This window comes from Tabrizicola sp., from assembly GCF_030373185.1.
Lineage (GTDB): Bacteria > Pseudomonadota > Alphaproteobacteria > Rhodobacterales > Rhodobacteraceae > Tabrizicola.
Genome location: NZ_JAUCZH010000001.1, coordinates 223121 through 245109 on the forward strand (window position 1 = coordinate 223121; position 21989 = coordinate 245109).

Consider the following 21989-nt stretch of genomic DNA (forward strand, 5'->3'; position numbering starts at 1 on the left):
AAGGGCGAGACAAGGTGGCGATCTCTGGCCAGGCAGACGCAGACACGTCGCTGCTGCGCCCGGCGCGGGCGGGGCTGTTCCCGTGGATTGCGGTGCTGATCGGCTGCGGGGTCGGCCTGTGGTTTGCCATGCCCAATGAGCCCGGCCCAGGTTCTTACGCCGTGGCCTTGGTGCTCATCGCCGCTGCGGTGCCGCTGTGGTTGCGCGGACCCGAGGCTTTGCGCCCGCTGGTGATCGTGCTGGCCGCCTTGGCCGCCGGGTGGCTGGCGGCCGGGGTGCGGGCGCATGCCGTTGCTGCCCCGACGCTGGATTTCCGCTACTACGGCCCGGTGGAAGGGCGGATCATCTGGATCGACCGGTCGCAATCTGATGCGCTGCGGCTGACGCTGGACCGGGTGGTTCTGCGCGAGGTGCCGCCAGCCCGGACCCCGGAAAAGGTGCGGGTGTCGTTGCAGGCCGATCAGCCATGGCTGGAACCCTCACCAGGGCAGGTCGTGATCCTGACCGCCAGCCTCGCCGCACCCGAAGGCCCGGTCGAACCGGGGACGTTCGACTTTCGTCGCATGGCCTTTTTCAACGGACTCGGCGCGGTCGGCTATACCCGGACGCCGGTCCTGCTGCTGGAGGAACCTTCGGGTGCCGCCCTGCCGATCGACCGGCTGCGCCGCCACATAACCCAGGCGATGCTGGCGCGGATGGACGGGCAGGCAGGTGCCTTTGCCGCAGGGGCCATGACGGGGGACAGGTCCGCAATCACCGAAGAGACGGTGCAGGCGCTGCGCGACAGCTCTCTGGCGCATATCCTTGCAATATCGGGGATGAACATGGCCTTCCTGACGGCCTTCGTCTTCGCCCTCTTCCGCTACGGGCTGGCGCTGGTGCCTTGGGTCGCCTTGCGGTTGAACACCAAGAAGGTGGCGGCGCTGGTCAGCCTTGGGGTGGCGGCGTTCTACCTGCTTTTGTCCGGGGCCAATGTGGCGACGGAACGCGCCTTCATCATGATTGCGGTGTTTCTGGGGGCAATCTTGCTGGATCGTCGTGCGCTGACGCTGCGGTCCGTCGCGGTGGCCGGGATCGTCTTGCTGCTTTACAAGCCGGAAAGCCTGATGGACCCGGGGTTCCAGATGTCCTTCGCTGCCACGATCGCGCTGATTGTCGGCTTTGCAGCGTTGGAGGGCAGCATCTACCGCCAGCGTCTGCCGCGCTGGGTGATGCCGGTTTTCACGCTGTTTCTAAGCTCGCTGATCGGCGGCTTGGCAACGGCCCCCTATGCCGCCGCGCATTTCAACCGCTTCACCGATTATGGTCTTCTGGCGAACCTTCTGACTGTGCCGGTCATGGGCGCCCTGATCATGCCGGGGGGGGCGATGGCCGCGCTTCTGGCACCCTTCGGACTTGCGGCGCTGCCGCTTTGGGTGATGGAGCAGGGCGCGCGCTGGACCTTGTTCGTGGCCCACTGGATTGCCGGGCTCGACGGTTCGGTCACCGCGATCCCCGCGCCGGGGCCTTTGGTCTTGCCGCTGCTGACGCTGGGGGCGATCTGGCTTATCCTGTGGCGGGGCTGGATACAGGCTGCGGGGCTGGTGCCGGTTCTCGTCGCCTTGGGTCTTTGGATTCTGGCGGAGCGGCCGCTGCTGCTGATATCGGGCGATGGCAAGCTGGTCGGCCTGGCCGGGCCAGAGGGCAGGGTGCTTTCGGCGGCCACGGGCGGCGGATTTTCGGCGGAAAGCTGGTTGGAGAACGATGGTGATCTGGCAAGCCAGAAACTCGCTGCCGCGCGGGATGGCTTTACGGGGCCAAAGGGTGAGCGTTGGTTTGATGTGGGGGGCAGCAAAGCCGTCGCCTTGTCAGGAAAGGGCGCCGCATCCTTGCTTGGCCCCGCTTGTGCCAGTGGCGCCTTGGTGATCCTTGCCGAAGTGGCTGACCCGGTGCCAGAAGGTTGCCGGCTGATCGACCAGAAACTGCTTGCGCGCACCGGCCCCCTTGCGTTCCGCGACCATCACGATGGAATCAGGATCGAACAGACCCGGGTCGGTCGCAGGATATGGTCACCCCGTTCGCAGAAGGCGGACCTGGCGGGTGTGCTGACCATCCCGACGGACCTTGCTGCGGATCAATAGCTGCGGATCAGGCCGACAAGCCGCCCTTGAACCTTGACCAGATGATCGGGGAAAACCCGCGTTTCATAGGCCGGGTTCGCGGCCTCCAGCGCAATCATGTTGCCACGGCGGCGAAAGCGCTTCAGCGTCGCCTCATGGTCTTCGACCAGCGCAACCACGATATCGCCATTTTCCGCAGTGGCCTGTTCCCGGATGACCACGATGTCCCCATCGTTGATCCCGGCTTCGATCATGGAGTCACCCTTCACCTCCAGCGCGTAATGCTGGCCCTTGCCCGACAGCATGGAACCCGGAACGGTGACATGATGCGACACTTCGGAAATCGCTTCGATCGGTACACCGGCGGCAATGCGGCCCATCACAGGCAGTTCAAGCGCATGGATGCTCGACACCTCCAGCGCGCCGCGCGGGGGATCGGCACGGTCGCCCGCAATCACCCGTGGGGTGAAGCCGGGCTTTTCCATCGCTTCGGGCAGCTTGATGATTTCAAGCGCCCGGGCGCGGTGGGCAAGACGGCGGATGAAGCCGCGTTCTTCCAGCGCCGTGATCAGCCGGTGGATGCCGGACTTGGACCGCAGGTCCAGCGCATCCTTCATTTCGTCAAACGATGGTGGAACACCGTCACGGTCCATGCGTTGCTTGATGAAGTCGAGAAGTTCCAACTGCTTGCGTGTCAGCATGCCCGGCCCCTGCACCATTCTGTTAACGCAATGTTCTGCCCGTGTTCCCGGTTTGTGTCAAGCCTTTTCGCCGTCGCCCTATAGCGCCAGAAAGGGAACCGTCTCACCAGCCGCCCTTGGGCCATCATTCACCGGGCGGATCAGAAGGGCATTTGCCTCGCCCAGAATGGACAGAAGCGCCGAATCCTGCCGGTCGAAAGGCGTGATCACGGGCAACCCGTCCGCAAGGGTCAACCGCGCGCGCATGTAATGGGCGCGCGGGCCATTGGCGGGCAGATCAAGCGCAAGCCGGGCAGCGCGGGGCTGTGGGGCAGGGTCAGGCTGGCCCAGCATCGCGCGCACCATCGGCAACAGGAAAAGGTGGCCACAGATAATGGCTGAAACCGGGTTTCCGGGCAGGCCCAGCATCGCCACCCCGTTGAGCCGCCCGGCCATCAGCGGCTTGCCGGGCCGCAATGCCAGCTTCCAGAAGGCATGATCCAGCCCGGCCACCCGCCCGACAAGATCATGATCGCCAACCGAGGCCCCGCCGATGGTCACGATCAGATCGGCATCGGAGGCAAGGGACAGGACGGTTGCAAGTTCGGCCTCGGTGTCGCGCGCGATGGGCAGAAGCCGGGCCTCGCCGCCCTCGGCCTCGACCATCGCTTTCAGCGCAAAGCTGTTGGAGGCGATGATCTGATCCGGGCGCGGGTCTTCGCCCGGCATCACCAGCTCATCGCCCGTGGCGACAAGGGCCACCACCGGGCGACGGGTCACGGTGACGGTGGGAATGTTCATCGCGGCCAGCAGCGCAAGGTCGGCCGGGCGCAGACGGCGGGGGGGAAGGCTGTCGCGGGCGCGGAAATCCTGGCCTTGCGGGCGGATATGCGGACCTTTGTCCGAACCCGGACGCAAGGTGATACGGGGGCCGTCAGGGGGGCCGTCGCGGTCAACATCTTCCTGAATGATCACACGCGTCGCCCCTTCGGGGATCGGCGCGCCGGTGAAGATGCGCACCGCTTCACCCGGCCCGACAGTCCCCGCGAAAGCATGCCCCGCTCCCGCCTCGCCGATGACGGAAAAACTGTCACCGGGGCCGGGATTCCCCTGCACGGCATATCCATCCATCGCCGAGGCGGCAAAGGGTGGCTGGTCGCGCCGGGCCACGGCGGGCGCGCACATCCAGCGGCCAGCGGCCGAGGCCAACGGCACGGATTCGCTTGGAAGCGGTGCGGACAGGGCGATGCAATGGCCAAGCGCCTCTTCGACCGAGATCATCACTTCACCTCGTAACGGCCTGATTTTCCGCCATCTTTCAGCACAAGACGTATGCCGTCGATCACCATCGACTTTTCCACTGCCTTGACCATGTCATAGACCGTCAGCGCCGCGACCGACACGGCGGTCAGCGCCTCCATCTCGACCCCGGTCTGGCCCGAGGTCTTGACGGTGGCCGCAATTCGGATGCCGGGCAGGTCGGCATCGGGCGTCAGTTCCAGCGCAACCTTGGTGATCGGCAGGGGGTGGCACAGCGGGATCAGGTCGGCGGTCTTCTTGGCCGCCATGATCCCCGCCAGACGGGCGACAGACAGCACATCGCCCTTCTTTGCCCGGCCTTCGGTGATCAGCGCCAGCGTTTCGGCAGTCATCCGCACCACGCCTTCGGCCACCGCAAGCCGGTCGGTAACAGGCTTGTCCGAGACATCGACCATATGCGCCTGACCCCGGTCGTCGAAATGCGACAGTTCAGGTTTTGCCGGGCGCGTCACAGCCCACCCTGTGCAGTCAGGGGGCGCGACAGGATCGCGCGGGTTGCGGCCTCGACATCAGGTTGCCGCATCAGGCTTTCCCCGATCAGGAAACAACGCGCGCCGTATTGGGCAAGATCCGCCAGATCGTCGGGCGTATAAAGCCCGCTTTCCGCGATGATCAGCCGGTCTTCCGGCACACGCCGTGCCAGACGGCGGGTGGTGTCCAGCGTGACCTCAAACGAATGGAGGTTGCGGTTGTTGATGCCGATCAGTGGGGATTTGAGCAGGGCGGCACGGTCCAGCTCTACCTCGTCATGCACCTCGATCAGCACATCCATGCCAAGCTCGACGGCGGAAGCTTCAAGTTCGGCGGCTTGCGCATCTTCAAGCGAAGCCATGATCAACAGGACGCAATCGGCGTTCAGCGCGCGGGATTGTGTCACCTGCCACGGATCGTAAAGGAAATCCTTGCGCAGGCAGGGCAGCGTCACCGCATCATGCGCGGCCACCAGAAATTCATCCGCGCCCTGAAACGAAGGCCCATCGGTCAGGACCGAAAGGCAGGTCGCCCCTCCGGCCTGATAGGCGCGGGCCAGTTCCGGCGGGTCGAAATCGGGGCGGATAAGGCCTTTCGACGGGCTGGCCTTCTTGATCTCGGCAATCAACCCATAGCCGGTGTGCGCCGCGTCGCGCAGCGCGCGGGCAAAACCCCGCGGGGCAGGGGCCTCGCGGGCGGCGGCTTCCAGATCGGCCAGCGGCGTTGCGGCCTTGGCTTTCGCCACTTCCTCAAGCTTGTAGGCTTTGATGCGGTCGAGAATCGTGCTCATCCTGGCCCCTCTCAGGCGTTGGTCAGGCGACGAAGCGCCTCGACCTTGGCGCGGGCAGCGCCGGAATCGATCGACGCGCGGGCTTGTTCCACGCCTTCGGCAAGGTTGGCGACATGGTCCGCAACAACCAGTGCCGCAGCAGAGTTCAGGAGAACGGCGTCACGGTATGCCCCGGCGGCACCGTCCAGCAAGGCACGGAAGGCGGCGGCATTTTCTGCTGGAGAGCCGCCGAGTATGGCCTCGAACGGATGGGGGGAAAGCCCGGCGTCCTCGGGGTGCAAGGTGAACTCGCGCACGGCACCCGCCTCGACGGCGGCCACCTTCGTTGCCCCGGCGATCGAGATTTCATCGGTCCCGTCCGACCCATGCACCAGCCACGCCTTTTCCGACCCGAGCGCCAGCAGCGTTTCCGCCATCGGCCGGATCATCGCGTCGGAAAACGCCCCGGTCAGCTGGCGTTTCACCCCGGCAGGGTTGGTCAGCGGCCCAAGGATGTTGAAAATCGTCCGGGTGCCTAGTTCGGCCCGCACCGGCATGACATGACGGATGGCAGGGTGATGCATCGGGGCCATCATGAAGCCGATCCCGGCCTCCGACAGGCAGCGTTCCACCACGTCAGGTCCGACCATGACGTTCAGCCCCATTTCCGTCAGCGCATCCGCCGCACCGGATTTGGAAGACAGGTTGCGGTTGCCGTGCTTGGCCACGACGACCCCCGCCCCGGCCACGACAAAGGCCGTCGCGGTCGAGATGTTCAGCGTGCCTTTGCCATCCCCCCCGGTGCCGACGATATCCATCGCCCCTTCGGGAGCCTTCACCGGGTTGCATTTCGCCCGCATGACGCTGGCGGCGGCGGCGTATTCATCCACCGTCTCGCCCCTTGTGCGCAGGGCCATCAGGAACCCCCCCATCTGGGCAGGCGTGCCTTCGCCCTCGAACAAAGCCTCGAACGCGGCCTCGGCCTCGGCGCGGGTCAGCGGGCGGGTGGCGGCGATGCCGATCAGGGGTTTCAGCGTCTCGCTCATGCCGGAACCCGGGCGCGGGCTTCATCAAGGAAGTTGCGCAAAAGCTGGTGGCCGTGCTGCGAGGCGATGCTTTCGGGATGAAACTGCACGCCTTCGATCAGGTGGTGCTTGTGGCGCAGACCCATGATGGTGCCATCTTCAAGCCAGGCCGTGATTTCCAGGTCCGCAGGCAGGCTTTCGCGGTCAACCACCAGGCTGTGATACCGCGTGGCCTGAAACGGCGAGGGCAGGCCGCGAAACACCCCTTTGCCCGCATGAAACATGTTGCCCATCTTGCCATGCACGATCTCGTGGCAGCGCACGACCCTGCCGCCAAACGCCTCGCCAATGGTCTGGTGGCCAAGGCAGACGCCCAGAAGCGGGATATCTGCCACGGCGGCGGCCTTGGTCAGCGGCAGGCAGATGCCAGCCGCCGCAGGGTCACAAGGGCCGGGGGACAGCACGATCACCTCGGGCCGCATGGCGATCACATCCTGCACTTCAAGCGCGTCATTGCGCCTGACCACGACATCGGCGCCAAGCTCGCCCAGATAATGGACAAGGTTGTAGGTAAAGCTGTCGTAGTTGTCGATCAGTAGGAGCATGGCGCGGCAACCGTTGGGGCGGGGTTGGGGCTGTTATCGCGCATGCCGGGGGCGGTGTAAACCGCAGGACAGTATGGCCGATCATGGATCGAGGGCCAGTATCCAGCGCTGGATTCAGCAAGGTTCCCCCTGCAAATCCCGCCCTTTTGGCGCCCCAAAGGCCTAAGGTGTCACGGCACCCGGGCGTAGCGGTCTTCGTAGCGGATGATATCGTCTTCCCCCAGATAGGCGCCGGTCTGCACCTCGATCAGGATCATCGGCACAAGGCCGGGGTTTTCCAGCCGGTGAATCGCGCCCAATGGCACATAGATCGACTGGTTTTCCGAAATCAGGCTGACCGTTTCGCCCACCGTCACCCGGGCCGTTCCCTGCACCACGATCCAGTGTTCGGCCCGGTGCAGATGTGATTGCAGCGACAGCGCCGCGCCGGGATGGACATGGATGCGCTTGACCTGAAAGCGGTCCCCCGCACCGATGGTTTCATAGCAGCCCCAGGGCCGGTGTTCGCGCGCAAAGCCAGTGGCCTGTGGCGCGCCCCGCGCCTTCAGCGCATCAACCGCCAGCCGCACCGACTGGGCCGACCCGGCATCCGCCACCAGCACCGCATCGCGCGTGGCAACGGCAATCACATTCTTCAGCCCGATCCCGACCAGTTCCACCCCGTCATGATCCGACCGCAGAAGCGTGTTTTCGCAGCCAAGCGCCGTTGCATTGCCTTGCAGGGCCGTCCCGGAGGCATCGCGCCCCGCCTCGGCAAAAACGGCAGCCCAGGAGCCCAGATCGGTCCAGCGGCCATCAAAGCGGACAACCGAAAGCCCATCCGCCTTTTCCATGATCGCATGGTCGATCGAGATCGCAGCAATCCCGTCCCAGGCGGCAGGGTCCAGCCGCACGAAACCAAGGTCATGGGTCGCGGCCTCAAGGGCGGCCTTGGCGGCGACCACAATCGCCGGCGCATGCAAGCTTGCCGCGGCGATCAGCACATCGGCGCGCAACAGGAAAACCCCGGCGTTCCACAGGCAATCAGGGTTGGCAAGCAAAGCCTCGGCAACCTCGACCGGGGGTTTTTCGGTGAAACGGGTCAGGCTGCGGACCCCGGGATGGCTGATCGCCCCACATTCCAGCCAGCCATAGCCGGTTTCGGCATGGGTGGGGCCGATGCCGAAGGTGACGATACGGCCATCACGGGCCGCCCCTGCTCCGGTTTCGACCGCCGTGCGAAAGGCGGCGGCGTCGGCGATCAGGTGATCGGTCGGGGTCAGCAACATCAGCGCATCCGGGGTCGTCCGCGCCAGCAGCAGCGCCGCCGCAATCGCCGCCGGGGCGGTATTGCGCGCCGCCGGTTCGATCAGCACGGCCTGAGGCGTGATGCGCACCGCGTTCAACTGCTCGGTCACGATGAAACGGAAGGCTTCCGCGGTCACCACAATGGGTGCAGCAAAGCCTGCCGCCTCAAAACGCCGGGCCGCAGCCTGAAACAGGCAATCTTCGCCGATCAGAGGGACAAACTGCTTTGGCATTCGCGCGCGGGACGCTGGCCAAAGCCGCGTCCCGGCCCCCCCGGCAAGCAGCACCGGGGTGATCAGCCCAAGGTCCGTGGCGCTGGCATCAGTTCGTCCGACCTCAGCCTGTCCTATGTCGGCATGGTCGTCCCGCAGGTTGCCGTCCATGTCGCCTCCACCCCGTCACACGCTACCCGACCGCGGCCCAGTCTGGGCAGACAAGGTTACCAACTGGTAAACGGCTGTCGATGATTCCCGGGCACGAAAGAGGGCATGCCCGGGCGTATCTGCCGTCCAGGGCGCATCAGGCCAGGCTCGGCACCGCTATTGCCATACACTCAACGCTGTGGGGACGACAGGTTGTCGGCCTTTGGCGGCGGACCGGTTCAGGTCCAGTCCAGCACTACCTTGCCAGACAGGCCCGACCGCATGGCCGCAAAGCCCTCGTCAAACCGGTCCACCGGAAAGCGGTGAGTGATCACGCGGCGGATATCCAGACCGTTTTCCAGCATGGCAATCATCTTGTACCAGGTCTCGAAGATCTCACGCCCGTAAACGCCCTTGATGGTGATTGCCTTGAAGACGATCCGGCTCCAGTCCACCGGGGATTTCCCCGGCGGGATACCCAGCATCGCGATGCGCCCGCCCATGACCATGTGTTCAACCATCTGGTCCAGCGCCTGCTGACTGCCCGACATCTCCATCCCTACATCAAAGCCCTGCGACATCTTCAGCGCCGGATAGACTGACCGCAGGTCGGTGTTGGCCACATTGACCGGGACCACATCGGCCACCTGTCCGGCCAGATCAAGCCGGGCCTGATTGATGTCGGTGATCACCACATGCCGCGCGCCCACATGGCGGGCAACAGCGGCGGCCATGATGCCGATGGGGCCGGCCCCGGTGATCAGCACATCCTCACCGATCAGATCAAACGACAACGCAGTGTGGACGGCATTGCCAAGAGGATCAAGGATCGCGCCGATCTCGTCATCGATCGCGTCGGGCAAGGGGACGACGTTGAAGGCGGGCAGACGCAGGAACTGGGCAAAGGCGCCGGGTTCATTCACACCGATGCCCCGGGTTTCGGGATCAAGGTGGAACTTGCCCGACCGGCTTTGACGGCTGGTCTTGCCGATCAGATGACCTTCGCCCGAACAGCGCTGGCCGATGGACAGGCCTTCGACATTGCGGCCGATTTCCACGATCTCGCCCGCGAACTCATGACCGGTGACAAGCGGCACGGGAACCGTCTTCTGCGCCCAGGCATCCCAGTTCCAGATATGGATATCGGTGCCGCAGATGCCGGTCTTGTTGATGCGGATCAGCACATCATCCGGGCCGATTTCCGGCACCGGGCGCGTCTGCATCCACAGGCCGGGTTCCGGGCGCGCCTTCACCAGCGCCTTCATCTCGTTTGTCATGCCAGCACTCCCACCGCCTTGCCCGCCGCGCGGAAGGCATCCAATGCGAAATCAAGGTCTTCCACCGTCAGCGCCGCGTTCATCTGGGTGCGGATGCGGGCCTGTCCCTTGGGAACGACGGGAAAGAAGAACCCGGCCACATGGACACCCCGGCCAAACAGATCAGCCGCCATCGCCTGCGCCAGCCTCGCTTCGCCCAGCATGACCGGGATAATCGGATGCGTGCCGGGCAACAGCGTGAAGCCCGCGTCCGCCAGCCCCGCGCGCCAATAGTCGGCATTGGCGAAAAGGCGCGCGCGCAAGTCATCGGCGGCTTCGACAATGTCCAGCGCAGCAAGCGCCGCGCCCACCACGGCAGGCGGCAGGGCGTTGGAAAAGAGATAGGGCCGCGCGCGTTGGCGCAAAAGGTCGATCACCGGCTGTGGTCCTGCGACATAGCCCCCCAGCGCGCCGCCAAGCGCCTTGCCAAGCGTGCCGGTCAGGATCTCCACCCCGACCCCGGCCCGCGCAGGGGTTCCCCGGCCCTCTGGCCCGATGAAGCCGGTGGCGTGGCAGTCGTCCACCATCACCAGCGCATCATAAGCATCGGCCAGGGCGCGGATTTCCGGAAGCTTCGCGAAATAGCCGTCCATGGAAAAGACGCCATCGGTCGCGATCATCACAAACCGCGCGCCATCCGCCCGCGCCGCCTTCAGCTGCGCCTCAAGATCGGCCATGTCCGAGTTGGCAAAACGGTAGCGCCGCGCCTTTGACAGCCGGATGCCGTCAATGATCGAGGCATGGTTGAGACTGTCCGAGATCACCGCATCCTCTGGCCCCAGAAGCGGCTCGAACAGCCCGCCGTTGGCGTCGAAACAGGCGGCGAACAGGATGCTGTCATCCTGCCCCAGAAAGTGCGCCAGCCTTGTTTCAAGCGCGCGGTGAATATCCTGCGTGCCGCAGATGAACCGGACACTTGCCATGCCGAAGCCGTGATCGTCCATCGCGGCCTTGGCGGCAGCAATCAGGCGCGGGTCATCGGCCAGCCCAAGATAGTTGTTGGCGCAAAGGTTCAGCATCTGCCGCCCCGCCATAGCCACATGCGCGCCTTGCGGCCCGGTGATCAGGCGTTCCCGCTTGAAAAGCCCGTCTGCCTCGATCCCGGCAAGGCTCTGCCGGATATGCTCCAGAAAGTCAGGTGATTCCAGCATGACAGAAAATCCTCCAGTTTCACGGAACTTCGCATCGAGCAAAGTTTATGTCAATATAGCGGATAACATTCCTTCAAAACGGAATTGCGCTTTTCCCAAATACTCCACGGGGGTGCGGGGGTGTGAAACCCCCGCTCCTGCGCGGTCAGCTGTCCTGCACGATCAGGATCGCGCGCGCCGGCCCGGTCTTGGCGGCAATCTCATGCGCGCGGTCGGCCGGGTAGCGGGCCACGTCCCCCGGACCCAAGTCCTCGTCCGCCTCGCCCGAGGTCACCGACAGCCGGCCTTCCAGGACCGTCAGATGTTCGCGGCAGCCGGGGCTGTGGGCCTCTGATATCAGGCGGGCGCCAGCGATGAAGGCCAGTTCATAGACTTCATGCGCCCCCACGCTTTCGGGCGCGGACAGGATGCGGATCCTGACACCGCCCCGGTCGATGACCGGGGCCGATCCGGCCCGGGTGACCTCGATCCCCGGGGCGGGGCGGCCTTCCAGAAGGCCCGCGAAATCCAGTTGCAGCGCTTGGGTCAGCGCCCAGAGCGTGGCCACCGTCGGGCTGGATTCCCCGCGCTCGATCTGGCTGACCATCGACCGGCTGACACCTGACAGCTTGGCCGCCGCATCAAGGCTGAGCCCGCGCGCCTTCCTTGCCGCGCGCAAGGAAGCGGCAAGCCGGTCATGAATGTCGGAACGCGCGGTCATGCGGGCATGGTGGCGGGGCAGGGGCGTTGCGTCAACTCATGTCCCGCAGATCACGTTCCACAGAAGGTGACATAGTCGCCAAAGCCTGACGGTGCGGGTAGCATGAAGCCCTCGCGTTCCACGAACGGTTCCTGCACGGCGGCAAGAAGCGCGTGGAACGGGGCCATGTCGCCGGCGGTGGCGGCTGTCAGGGCGGCTTCGACCTGATGATTGCGCGGGATCACGGCGGGGTTGGCGGCGGCGATGCGCCGGGCGGCACCATCGCCCGCGCGCGCCTGCCAGCGCGGCAGCCATGCCGCCATCACGGTGAAATCGTCAAACAGGGGGCGCAGCGCCGCCGGATCGGCAAGGCGGCGGAAGGTCAGCGTCCAGTCGGCCCCCGTCATCGCGGTCATCAGATCATCTGCCAGGGCAGCATCGCCCGGGTCTTCACCGATCAGCCCCAGCTTGGCCCGCATGACCGCCAGCCATTCGGTCCGATACCGCCCGGCGATGGATTGAAGCCGGTCATTCGCCAGATCGACTGCTCGGTCCGGGTCGGGGTCGATCAGCGGCACCAGCGTTTCAGCCAGTCTGGCGATGTTCCAGCCCAGAATGACCGGCTGGTTGGCATAGGCATACCTGCCCTGATGGTCGATCGAAGAGAACACCGTGCCGGGCGCATAGCCCTCCATGAAGGCGCAGGGGCCATAATCGATCGTCTCGCCAGAGACCGCCATGTTGTCGGTGTTCATCACCCCGTGGATGAACCCAATGCCCATCCACTGCGCGATCAGCTTGGCCTGACGGTCGATCACCGCATCAAGAAAGGCAAGGTAGGGCTGATCGGCCCCGGAAAGCCCGGTGTCGTGGCGGGCAATCGTGTAATCGGCCAGCGCCTTCAGTTGCGCCTTGTCGCCCCGTGCGGCGAAAAACTGGAAGGTGCCGACCCGCAGATGACTAGCGGCCACACGCGCCAATACCGCGCCGGGCAGGGCTGATTCGCGCCAGACCGTCTCGCCGGTTGCCACCACGGCAAGCGACCGGGTGGTCGGCACACCAAGCGCGGCCATCGCCTCGGAGATCAGATATTCGCGCAGCATCGGGCCGATGGCGGCCTTGCCATCCCCCCCGCGCGAAAACGGGGTGCGGCCCGAACCTTTCAGCTGGATGTCAAAGCGCTTGCCATCCGGTGCGATCACCTCGCCCAGAAGATGCGCCCGGCCATCACCAAGCTGGGGCGAAAAGCCGCCGAACTGATGCCCGGCATAAGCCTGCGCAATAGGGTCGGCCCCCGGCGGCAGCGCGGCCCCGGAAAACCAGCTCTCCGCCTCGGCGGGCTGCAAGTCCAGACCAAGGCTCGCGGCAAGGGGCCGGTTCAGGACCAGAAGTTTCGGCGCAGGTGCCGGGTCAGGGGCCAGCCGCAGATAGGCACCGGGCAGGTCGCGCGCATAGCTGTTGTCAAAGGCGAGGGTCATGACGGCTCCAGTTCACCCATGACATATGGAACCTGCCCGGCACGCGGGCAAGTTGTCGGCTGAAGAATGGAAAGGAAGTGGTCGGGGCGGAGGGATTCGAACTCTCGACCTACGGTACCCAAAACCGTCGCGCTACCAGGCTGCGCTACGCCCCGACGACCGACCACCTAGCGGGAAACATCGGGATTGAAAAGCCCTACTGTTCACAAGGCCAGACAGCGGTGCCGGAAGGGATCGCCGGGTGGCGCAACTCGGCGCCCGGGGCGATGCCAAGGGTGTTGGCCAGCCCTCCGTTGATCTCCAGCACGAAAACCACGCCCGGCCCGCCGTCAATCGGCGTCAGATCGCCGGGGATGGCGTTGGAATGGATATGGGTCACAAGCCCGGTGCCATCGGCAAAGACCATGTCCAGGGGAATCAGCGTGTTCTTCATCCAGAACTGCGCCCGGCGCGGGCTTTCGTAGACAAACAGCATGCCCGCCGCCGGATCCATGGCTTCGCGGAACATCAACCCACGCCCGCGTTCTTCAGGATCATCCGCCAGTTCGACGGTGAAACTCTCACCACCACCCTGCCAGCGCAGATCGGCCCGATCGGCGGCACAATCGGCCTCGGCCACGGCAGGCCACGGCAGGGCCGCGAAAAGTGCCGCAGCGGCAAGTCCCGCCCTCATGTCGCTTCGCGCGCTGCGGCCTCCCATGACACCACCTGCACGGCCATACGCCCGCGTTTGCCTTCGATGATGCGCAGCGCAACCGCCTCGCCGGCCGCAAGATCGGCAAAGCCCGACACACGCAGCACTTCGGCATGGATGAACACATCCTCGGCCCGGCCGAAAACATTTCCGAAGCCAAAGCCCTTGCCCTTGTCGAACCACTTCACCCGCGCCGGCTCCATCGCCAGTGCCAGAATGTCCTCACCGAGCAACTGGCCCGCCTCATCGGCAAGCGGAAAGACCACGCCTTCGGGCGGCTCGATGCTTACAACCTCAACCGCTTGCACGCCGCGCTGCGTCTTTTGCACACGAACAACGATCCCTGCGCCATCTGCGACAGAGCCTTGCCCGTAATTTCGAAGCACATTTGCATGCAGTAAAATGTCGACTTCAGCATCGTCGGAAACGATGAAACCAAAACCCTTGCTGGGATCAAACCATTTGACCCGACCATGCACGACCTGCATGACCTCTTGTTCTTCCGTCATAAGCAGAGCCTTCTCCCCAGAATGAGCCCTTTTGAACGAACAAATGGGGCCATTCGGGTGCCGGGCGCAAGCACAAAACCGACCGTTCCGACACTCGATGTCGCTTGCGAGGCAAGGCTCAGGGATTTAGGCGCCGGATTGTCCAGTTGTCAGTTGTTTGCGCGCGGGACCAGCGAAAGCGGTCGTGCAGCCGAAACGCGCCATCTGCCCAGAACTCGATTTCCAGTGGCTGAATTTGGATGCCGCCCCAGAATGGCGGGCGCGGGGGATTCGTTCCCTTGGTCACCGCGACCTTCGCTGCCTCGGCCATCAGCGCCTCGCGAGAGGAGAGGGGCTGGGATTGCTGCGATGCCCATGCCCCAAGCCGGGACTTCAGTGACCGGCTGGCGAAATATTCGTCGGCTTTCGGGCCTTCCTCGCGCACAGTCAGGCCGCGCACCCTGATCTGGCGGCGCAGCGATTTCCAGTGCAGCACGAAGGCGGCCTTGCCCGACGCTTCAATCTCCTGACCCTTCTGTGAGCCATAATTGGTGTAAAAGACAAAGGCGTCAGGCTCGATTTCCTTCAGCAGAACCATGCGCACATTTGGCAATCCGTCCGCGTCCACGGTGGCCAGAGCGATGGCGTTGGGATCGTTCGGTTCGACGGGCTCGGCCTCGTTCAACCAGCTTTGGGCAAGGGCGAACGGGTCGCTGCCCGCGAAAATACCGCTTCGGTCCATCTGGAAACTCCTTGCCCCGGCGACAGGACTTGCCTTGAAGCACGGCCACGCTTCGCCTACACGTCGAACTCGATGCAAAGGTGGGCTAGGGGTCAGGAATGTCAACCGGACTGATGCAAGGCAAGCGCGGGCTGATCATGGGCCTTGCGAACGACAAATCCATCGCCTGGGGGATTGCCCAGGCCGTGGCGGCACAAGGTGCGCAACTGGCCTTTTCCTATCAGGGGGAAGCCCTGAAGAAACGGGTTGAACCACTGGCAGCCTCGCTTGGCAAGCCGCAGCTCTACGAATGTGACGTGGCCAGTGACGACAGCATCGACGCGCTGTTCCGGACCCTTCAAGCCGAATGGGGCCAGCTTGACTTCCTGGTCCATGCCATCGGCTTTGCCGACAAGAACGAACTGCGCGGCCGCTATGTCGATACGTCCCGTGCGGGGTTTGCGCTTGCCATGGATATCTCGGTCTATTCCTTCACCGCCGTCTGCCAGCGCGCTGCTGCGATGATGGGGCCGGGCGGCAGCCTTCTGACCCTGACCTATTACGGCGCCGAAAAGGTGATGCCGCATTACAACGTGATGGGTGTGGCCAAGGCGGGGCTAGAGGCGTCGGTCAAGTATCTGGCCGAAGACCTCGGCAAGGACGGCATCCGCGTGAACGCGATTTCCGCCGGGCCGATCAAGACCCTCGCCGCCAGCGGGATCGGTGATTTCCGCTACATCATGCGCTGGAACGAACTGAACTCGCCCCTGCGCCGCAACGTGACGCAGGAAGAGGTGGGCAAGGCGGCGCTGTACCTGCTGTCAGACCTCGGGTCTGGCACCACGGGCGAAAACCTGCATGTCGATGCCGGCTATCATGTGGTGGGGATGAAGGCGATCGACGCGCCCGACATCGACATCGTGACCGGCAAGAAGGACAACGGCCAATGATCGGCGTGACCGCATGACCCTTGCGACCTTCGCGGTCTTTGTGGGCCTTGTGATCTTTGCCGCGATCTCGCCGGGGCCTGCCGTGATCATGTCGGCCCGGACCGGGCTGACGGAAGGCATGCGCACCGGATTCATGCTCGCGCTTGGCATCGGGGCAGGGGCGGTGGTCTGGGCTTCGGCGGCGATGTTCGGGCTGAACCTTGTGTTCGCGGTCGCCCCGGCGCTGCTATGGGCGCTAAAGATCGGTGGCGCGGCTTACCTGTTGTGGATGGCCTGGAACCTTTGGCGCGACGCGTCGCAGCCGCTTGCGACCGGTGACGGTCGGGCGGTGCCGCGCTCGGCCTTGTCGGCGTTCCGTCTGGGGCTATTGACCCAGCTTGCCAATCCCAAGCCCGCCGTGATGTTTTCGGCCATCTTCCTTGGCACCGTGCCGCAGGGAACACCGTTGTGGGTCTACCTGAGCTTGCTGGCGGTGATCTTTGCCTCTGAAACCGTCTGGAACAGCCTTGTCGCCCGCATCTTCTCGCTTGATCGGACGCGGGCAAGGTATATCAGCCTGAAGACCGTGATTGACCGCAGCTTCGGCGGGCTGCTTGCCCTTTTGGGGCTCAAGATCGCCGCCACCTGAAGGAGTGACCCATGTCCGCCGACCGTCTGCCACATGAAAAGGGGTTTCACGTCAGCTGGGACCAGATCCACCGTGATTCGCGCGCGCTGGCGTGGCGGCTGGATGGCAAGGGACCGGGCGAGGGTGGGGCCTGGAAGGCTGTTGTCGGCATCACCCGGGGCGGGCTGGTGCCGGCGATGATCGTCAGCCGCGAACTGGACATCCGGGTTGTCGATACGATCAGCGTCAAAAGCTACAACCATCAGGCGCAGACCGAGGCGCGGGTGACGAAAGCGCCGCAGGAAGACCTGATGGGTGACGGGACGGGTATCCTGATCGTCGATGATCTGGTCGATACCGGCAAGACGCTGGAACTGGTGCGCAAGCTTTACCCCAAGGCGCATTTCGCCACGGTCTACGCCAAGCCCTCGGGCAAACCGATGGTGGACAGCTACATCACCGAGGTTTCCCAAGACACCTGGATCTTCTTTCCCTGGGACATGGCGCTGCAATACGTCCAGCCGATGCGCGGCACGGACTGAGCCTTACCCCTTCCTCTCTGCAAAAATATCCCACGGGGGTGCGGGGGTGTGAAACCCCCGCTTCTGCCGCCAAAAGCAAGGGACTGCCACCGATGACCCTGCCCCTGAACCCCGCCATTGCCGCGACCGACCCTCCGCCGGTGATGGAGGCGCGGCGCTGGCTGCAAGGGGTCACCTTTCCCGCCGACCGGCCCTTGATCAACGTCAGTCAGGCCGCCCCGGTGGAAAGCCCGCCGCTTGGCCTGCGTCAGGCAATTGCCGATGCCGCGCTTAACGACCCGAACGCGCATCTTTACGGCCCCGTCCTTGGCCTGCCCGCCCTGCGTGAGGAAATCGCGGTCCAATGGTCGGCGGCCTATGGCGGCACGATTGACCCCGCGCAGGTGGCCATCACCCAAGGCTGCAATCAGGCCTTCACCGCGATCATGGCCACGCTTGCCGGTCCGGGGGATGAGGTGATCTTGCCAACGCCTTGGTATTTCAACCACAAGATGTGGCTCGACATGACCTCGGTCACCGCCGTCGCACTGGATGCCGGGCCGACGCTGATCCCCTCGGCCGCAGAGGCGCAGGCGCTGATCACGCAACGCACCAAGGCTATCGTCTTGGTAAGCCCGAACAATCCGGGCGGGGTTGAATATCCGGCGGAAACCCTGACCGCTTTTCGCGATCTGGCGCGGGCGCATGGCATCGCGCTGATCGTGGATGAAACCTATCGCGACTTCGACAGCCGGTCCGGTACCCCGCATGATCTGTTTTCCGATCCCGACTGGCCGGAAACCTTCATCCACCTTTACAGCTTCTCCAAGGCCTACCGTCTGACCGGGCATCGGGTCGGGGCCGTCATCGCCTCGCAAGGCCGCTTGGCCGAGGTTGAAAAGTTTCTGGACACCGTCGCAATCTGCCCCGGACAACTGGGCCAGATCGGCGCGCTTTGGGGGATGCGGAACCTGCGCCAGTGGGTTGCAGGGGAGAGGGATGAGATCCTAGCCCGCCGCCGCGCGATGGTCGAAGGCTTCGCCGCGCTGAACGGCTGGAAGCTTCTGGGCTGCGGTGCCTACTTTGCCTACGTCGAACACCCGTTCGACATGGCATCTGACGCGCTTTGCAAGCGGCTGGTGGCTGAAGCCTCGCTTCTGATGCTGCCCGGCACGATGTTCCAGCCCGAGGACTCGGCCGCTGGCAAGCGCCAGATCCGCATCGCCTTTGCCAATGTCGACGCCGCCGGGATCGCCGAGATGTTCCGCAGGCTTGCGGCCTATGTTCCCTGATTTCGACCTGGGTCGGGCGGGGTGATCTTGACCTTGCCCCTCCGACCCCTTCGCTCTATTCAACTTGCCCAAGAAAACCCAAAGGCGGACCCATGGCGAAGACCCCGGACGACGAAGTTAAGCGCCCGAAAGGCAAGGCCAAAGAGGCTGCCGTCTGGCTGATGATGGCCATGCTGATCCTTGGGCTTGGCGGCTTTGGCGTGACCAGCTTTACCGGTGGGGTGACCACGGTCGGCCAGGTGGGCAAGGTCGATATATCGACCAACGATTACGCCCGCGCCTTTCAGGCCCAGCTCAATGCCTTTTCGCAGCGCATCGGCCAGCCGATCTCGGCGCAAGAGGCGCTTGCCTTCGGGCTGGACCGGCAGGTGCTGCAAGGTCTGGTAACCCGTGCGGCGCTCGACAACGAGGCCGAGAGGGTTGGCCTGTCGGTTGGGGATGAGGTTGTCGCGGCCGAGCTGATCAAGATGGATGCCTTCAAGGGCGTTTCCGGCAGCTTTGACCGCGAAGCCTATCGCTTCACGCTGGACCGCAACAACCAAAGCGAGGCGGAATTCGAAACCAACCTGCGCCGCGATGTCACGCGGGAACTGTTGCAGGGCGTGGTTGCGGGGGGCTTTGCGGCCCCGCCAGCCCTGACCGACACGCTATACGCCTGGATTGCCGAACGGCGTGGTTTTTCCATGTTGCGGCTGAGCGAAGCTGATCTGGCAGAACCGCTGGCCGAGCCCACCGACGCCGAGCTGGAAGCCTTCCATGCGTCCAATATCGCCAGCTTCACCCGACCCGAAGCCAGGCGGATCACCTATGCAGCACTCCTCCCCGAAGCGATTGCCACGGATCAGCCAGTGGATGATGCGGTGTTGAAAGCGCTTTATGAAGACCGGATCGAGGAATTCGTGGTGCCGGAACGGCGGCTGGTCGAACGGCTGATCTACCCGGATCAGGCGGCGGCCGATGTGGCCCGGGCAGCGCTTGACGCTGGCACCGGCTTCGAGACCCTTGTGGCCGAACGGGGCCTGACGCTTGACGCGGTCGATATGGGCGATCTGACGCGCGAAGACCTCGACGATGCCGGCGACGCGGTCTTTGCGCTGGACGAAGGCGAGGTCGCAGGCCCGATGCCAACCGACCTGGGGCCGGCGCTGTTCCGGGTCGTCGCAGTGCTTTCGGCGGAAGAAACCACCTTCGACGAAGCGCGCGATACGCTTGCAATCGAAATTCAGACCGATGCTGCAAGGCGCCTGATCTCTGACCGGGTCGAACTGGTGGACGATCTGCTGGCGGGTGGCTCCACGCTCGAAGACCTTGCCAAAGAAGCGGATCTGGCGTTGGACGTGGTCGATTTTGTCCCGGGAGGGCAGGGCGATACGGTGATCGAAGGCTATCCGGCCTTCCGTGCCGCAGCTGAAGTCGTGGCTGAAGGCGATTTCCCGGAAGCGATCATTCTGGAAGATGGCGGGCTTGTCGCCTTGCGTCTGGACGAGATTGTTCCGGCAGCCCCGATCCCCTTCGAAGAGGCCCGCGACGCGGTGGCCGAGGCATGGCGCAGCGACGCCCTGGCCAAGGCCCTGTCGGCGCGCGCCATCGAAATCAAGTCGGTGGTTGAGGGCGGTGCATCGATCGGCAGTTTCGGCATAGTCGACGTGACCCCGGAAATCGCCCGCGACGGGTTTATCGCCAATGCCCCGGAAAGCCTGCTTCAAGGCGTCTTCAGCATGGCCGAGGGCGATGTCCTGGTGATCGAGGATGCAGGCTTTGTGGCCGTGATCCGGCTTGACCGCATCCAGCCCGCAGCGACCGAAGGACCGGACGCCGATGCGCTGCGCGCGGCGCTGGACGCTCAGGCCGAACAGGCCATCGCGGCCGATGCCTTCAACGCCTTCACCACAGCTCTGACGGCAGAAGCCGGGATCAGCATTGATCAGGCGGCGATCAATGCTGTCCATGCGAGCCTGCCCTGATGCAGCTTTCCCCCGACTTCGCCACGTTCGAAGCCGCATGGGCCGCGGGCAAGAACCAGATCGTCTGGGCGCGGCTGGCGGCTGATCTGGATACTCCGGTCAGCCTGATGCTGAAGCTGGGCGATGCCCGGGCCGAAACCTTCATGCTGGAATCGGTGACAGGCGGCGAGGTGCGGGGGCGGTATTCCGTTGTGGGCATGAAGCCCGACCTGATCTGGCAATGCCACGGCACCCAAAGCCGGATCAACCGCGAGGCGCGCTTTGATCGGCAGGCCTTTGTCGATCTGCCCGGACACCCGCTTGAAACGCTGCGGGCGCTTATTGCCGAATGCAGGGTCGATATGCCGGATGGCCTGCCAGCGGTGTCGGCCGGTCTTTTCGGCTATCTTGGCTATGACATGATCCGGCTGGTGGAACATCTGCCGGATGTGAACCCCGACCCTTTGGGCTTACCCGACGCGGTGCTGATGCGGCCTTCGGTCGTGGCGGTGCTGGACGGGGTGAAGGGCGATGTGACGGTTGTCGCCCCCGCCTGGGTCGGGTCTGGCCTGTCAGCCCGCGCGGCCTATGCGCAGGCGGCCGAACGGGTGATGGACGCGCTGCGTGACCTTGACCGCGCGCCCTCCGCCGCGCGCGATCTGGGCGAGGCGGCCCCAGTCGGCCCGCCGCAGTCAAACTTCACCCATGGCGGCTACAAGGCTGCGGTCGAAAAGGCCAAGGACTACATCCGCGCCGGAGACATCTTTCAGGTGGTGCCAAGCCAGCGTTGGGCGCAGCGGTTTGAGCTGCCGCCCTTCGCGCTTTACCGCAGCCTGCGCCGCACCAACCCGTCGCCCTTCATGTTCTTCTTCAACTTCGGCGGCTTTCAGGTTGTCGGGGCTTCCCCCGAAATCCTCGTTCGCCTGCGCGACGGCGAGGTGACAGTGCGTCCCATCGCCGGCACCCGCAAGCGCGGCGCCACGCCCGAAGAAGACCGCGCGCTGGAAGCGGACCTTCTGGCCGACCCCAAGGAACGGGCCGAGCATCTGATGCTCCTTGACCTTGGCCGCAACGATGTGGGTCGGGTGGCGAAGGTCGGCACGGTGCGCCCGACTGAAACCTTCATCATCGAACGCTATTCCCACGTCATGCACATCGTGTCGAACGTGGTGGGCGAGATTGCCGATGGTGAAGACGCGCTTTCCGCTTTGCTGGCCGGGTTGCCCGCAGGCACCGTGTCAGGTGCGCCAAAGGTCCGCGCGATGGAGATCATCGACGAGCTGGAACCCGAAAAGCGCGGTGTCTATGGCGGCGGCGTCGGCTATTTCGCCGCGAATGGCGAGATGGATTTCTGCATCGCCCTGCGCACAGCGGTCCTCAAGGACGAAACGCTTTACATTCAGGCCGGGGGCGGTGTGGTCTATGACAGTGATCCTGAGGCCGAGTATCAGGAAACCGTCAACAAATCCAACGCCCTGCGGCGCGCGGCCGAAGATGCGGGCCTATTTTCCCGGCGCGGAAACACCTGACC

Annotated in this window: 21 protein-coding genes and 1 tRNA gene; 7 read left to right on the forward strand and 15 right to left on the reverse strand. The window is 64.5% G+C overall.

Annotated elements, in window-relative coordinates:
• The first annotated feature begins 14 nt into the window (after nt 1–14).
• Nucleotides 15–2120 (forward strand): ComEC/Rec2 family competence protein, encoded by a 2106-nt coding sequence (locus QUV21_RS01095; protein WP_300852555.1) that lies wholly within the window; start codon nt 15–17, stop codon nt 2118–2120.
• On the opposite strand, the gene lexA is transcribed toward QUV21_RS01095, so the two are convergent.
• From lexA to pdxH, 15 genes are all read right to left on the reverse strand, one after another.
• Nucleotides 2114–2800 (reverse strand): transcriptional repressor LexA, encoded by a 687-nt coding sequence (gene lexA, locus QUV21_RS01100; RefSeq protein WP_300852557.1) that lies wholly within the window; start codon nt 2798–2800, stop codon nt 2114–2116. The genes QUV21_RS01095 and lexA overlap by 7 nt on opposite strands.
• A gap of 78 nt (nt 2801–2878) precedes the next feature.
• Complete coding sequence (locus QUV21_RS01105) at nt 2879–4060, reverse strand: molybdopterin molybdotransferase MoeA (RefSeq protein WP_300852558.1); 1182 nt, start codon at nt 4058–4060, stop codon at nt 2879–2881.
• The gene (gene moaC, locus QUV21_RS01110; RefSeq protein ID WP_300852560.1) at nt 4060–4551 is read right to left on the reverse strand and encodes a cyclic pyranopterin monophosphate synthase MoaC; all 492 of its coding nucleotides are present in this window, start codon (nt 4549–4551) and stop codon (nt 4060–4062) included. Before moaC ends, QUV21_RS01105 begins: the two co-directional genes overlap by 1 nt.
• Nucleotides 4548–5360 carry an indole-3-glycerol phosphate synthase TrpC gene (trpC, locus tag QUV21_RS01115; RefSeq protein ID WP_300852561.1) on the reverse strand — a complete coding sequence of 271 codons (813 nt, stop codon included), beginning with the start codon at nt 5358–5360 and terminating at the stop codon, nt 4548–4550. The genes moaC and trpC overlap by 4 nt, the downstream gene beginning before the upstream one ends.
• Before the next feature lie 11 nt (nt 5361–5371).
• Nucleotides 5372–6385: an anthranilate phosphoribosyltransferase gene (gene trpD / locus QUV21_RS01120; RefSeq protein WP_300852563.1), complete on the reverse strand. Its 1014-nt coding sequence runs from the start codon at nt 6383–6385 to the stop codon at nt 5372–5374.
• Nucleotides 6382–6969 (reverse strand): aminodeoxychorismate/anthranilate synthase component II, encoded by a 588-nt coding sequence (locus QUV21_RS01125; protein WP_300852565.1) that lies wholly within the window; start codon nt 6967–6969, stop codon nt 6382–6384. The genes trpD and QUV21_RS01125 overlap by 4 nt, the downstream gene beginning before the upstream one ends.
• Before the next feature lie 170 nt (nt 6970–7139).
• Nucleotides 7140–8555, reverse strand: coding sequence for a mannose-1-phosphate guanylyltransferase/mannose-6-phosphate isomerase (locus QUV21_RS01130; RefSeq protein WP_300853452.1), 1416 nt, complete (start codon nt 8553–8555; stop codon nt 7140–7142).
• A 302-nt stretch (nt 8556–8857) separates the two neighbouring features.
• Nucleotides 8858–9895, reverse strand: a complete 1038-nt coding sequence (gene tdh / locus QUV21_RS01135) for an L-threonine 3-dehydrogenase (protein WP_300852566.1) — start codon at nt 9893–9895, stop codon at nt 8858–8860.
• Complete coding sequence (locus tag QUV21_RS01140; RefSeq protein ID WP_300852568.1) at nt 9892–11085, reverse strand: glycine C-acetyltransferase; 1194 nt, start codon at nt 11083–11085, stop codon at nt 9892–9894. The genes tdh and QUV21_RS01140 overlap by 4 nt, the downstream gene beginning before the upstream one ends.
• 145 nt (nt 11086–11230) lie before the next feature.
• Nucleotides 11231–11785 (reverse strand): helix-turn-helix domain-containing protein, encoded by a 555-nt coding sequence (locus tag QUV21_RS01145; RefSeq protein ID WP_300852570.1) that lies wholly within the window; start codon nt 11783–11785, stop codon nt 11231–11233.
• Between the two features lie 50 nt (nt 11786–11835).
• Entirely contained in the window at nt 11836–13242 is a 1407-nt protein-coding gene (locus QUV21_RS01150) for a protein adenylyltransferase SelO (protein WP_300852572.1), read from the reverse strand.
• A gap of 78 nt (nt 13243–13320) precedes the next feature.
• Nucleotides 13321–13397, reverse strand: a tRNA-Pro gene (locus tag QUV21_RS01155).
• A gap of 41 nt (nt 13398–13438) precedes the next feature.
• Nucleotides 13439–13915 (reverse strand): DUF192 domain-containing protein, encoded by a 477-nt coding sequence (locus QUV21_RS01160; protein WP_300852574.1) that lies wholly within the window; start codon nt 13913–13915, stop codon nt 13439–13441.
• Nucleotides 13912–14445: a cold-shock protein gene (locus QUV21_RS01165; protein WP_300852576.1), complete on the reverse strand. Its 534-nt coding sequence runs from the start codon at nt 14443–14445 to the stop codon at nt 13912–13914. The genes QUV21_RS01160 and QUV21_RS01165 overlap by 4 nt, the downstream gene beginning before the upstream one ends.
• Nucleotides 14446–14563: 118 nt before the next feature.
• Nucleotides 14564–15166, reverse strand: a complete 603-nt coding sequence (gene pdxH, locus QUV21_RS01170) for a pyridoxamine 5'-phosphate oxidase (RefSeq protein ID WP_300852577.1) — start codon at nt 15164–15166, stop codon at nt 14564–14566.
• A 98-nt stretch (nt 15167–15264) separates the two neighbouring features.
• Between pdxH and fabI the strand changes: the two genes are divergently transcribed.
• From fabI to trpE, 6 genes are all read left to right on the forward strand, one after another.
• On the forward strand, nt 15265–16095 hold the full coding sequence (gene fabI / locus QUV21_RS01175) for an enoyl-ACP reductase FabI (protein WP_300852579.1): 831 nt from the start codon (nt 15265–15267) through the stop codon (nt 16093–16095).
• 13 nt (nt 16096–16108) lie between these two features.
• Nucleotides 16109–16723 (forward strand): LysE family translocator, encoded by a 615-nt coding sequence (locus tag QUV21_RS01180; RefSeq protein ID WP_300852580.1) that lies wholly within the window; start codon nt 16109–16111, stop codon nt 16721–16723.
• Between the two features lie 11 nt (nt 16724–16734).
• Nucleotides 16735–17244: a xanthine phosphoribosyltransferase gene (gene gpt / locus QUV21_RS01185; RefSeq protein WP_300852581.1), complete on the forward strand. Its 510-nt coding sequence runs from the start codon at nt 16735–16737 to the stop codon at nt 17242–17244.
• Between the two features lie 92 nt (nt 17245–17336).
• On the forward strand, nt 17337–18515 hold the full coding sequence (locus QUV21_RS01190; protein ID WP_300852583.1) for an aminotransferase: 1179 nt from the start codon (nt 17337–17339) through the stop codon (nt 18513–18515).
• A 92-nt stretch (nt 18516–18607) separates the two neighbouring features.
• Nucleotides 18608–20479, forward strand: a complete 1872-nt coding sequence (locus tag QUV21_RS01195; RefSeq protein WP_300852585.1) for a peptidylprolyl isomerase — start codon at nt 18608–18610, stop codon at nt 20477–20479.
• On the forward strand, nt 20479–21987 hold the full coding sequence (gene trpE, locus QUV21_RS01200) for an anthranilate synthase component I (RefSeq protein ID WP_300852587.1): 1509 nt from the start codon (nt 20479–20481) through the stop codon (nt 21985–21987). Before QUV21_RS01195 ends, trpE begins: the two co-directional genes overlap by 1 nt.
• The last annotated feature ends 2 nt before the right edge of the window (nt 21988–21989 follow it).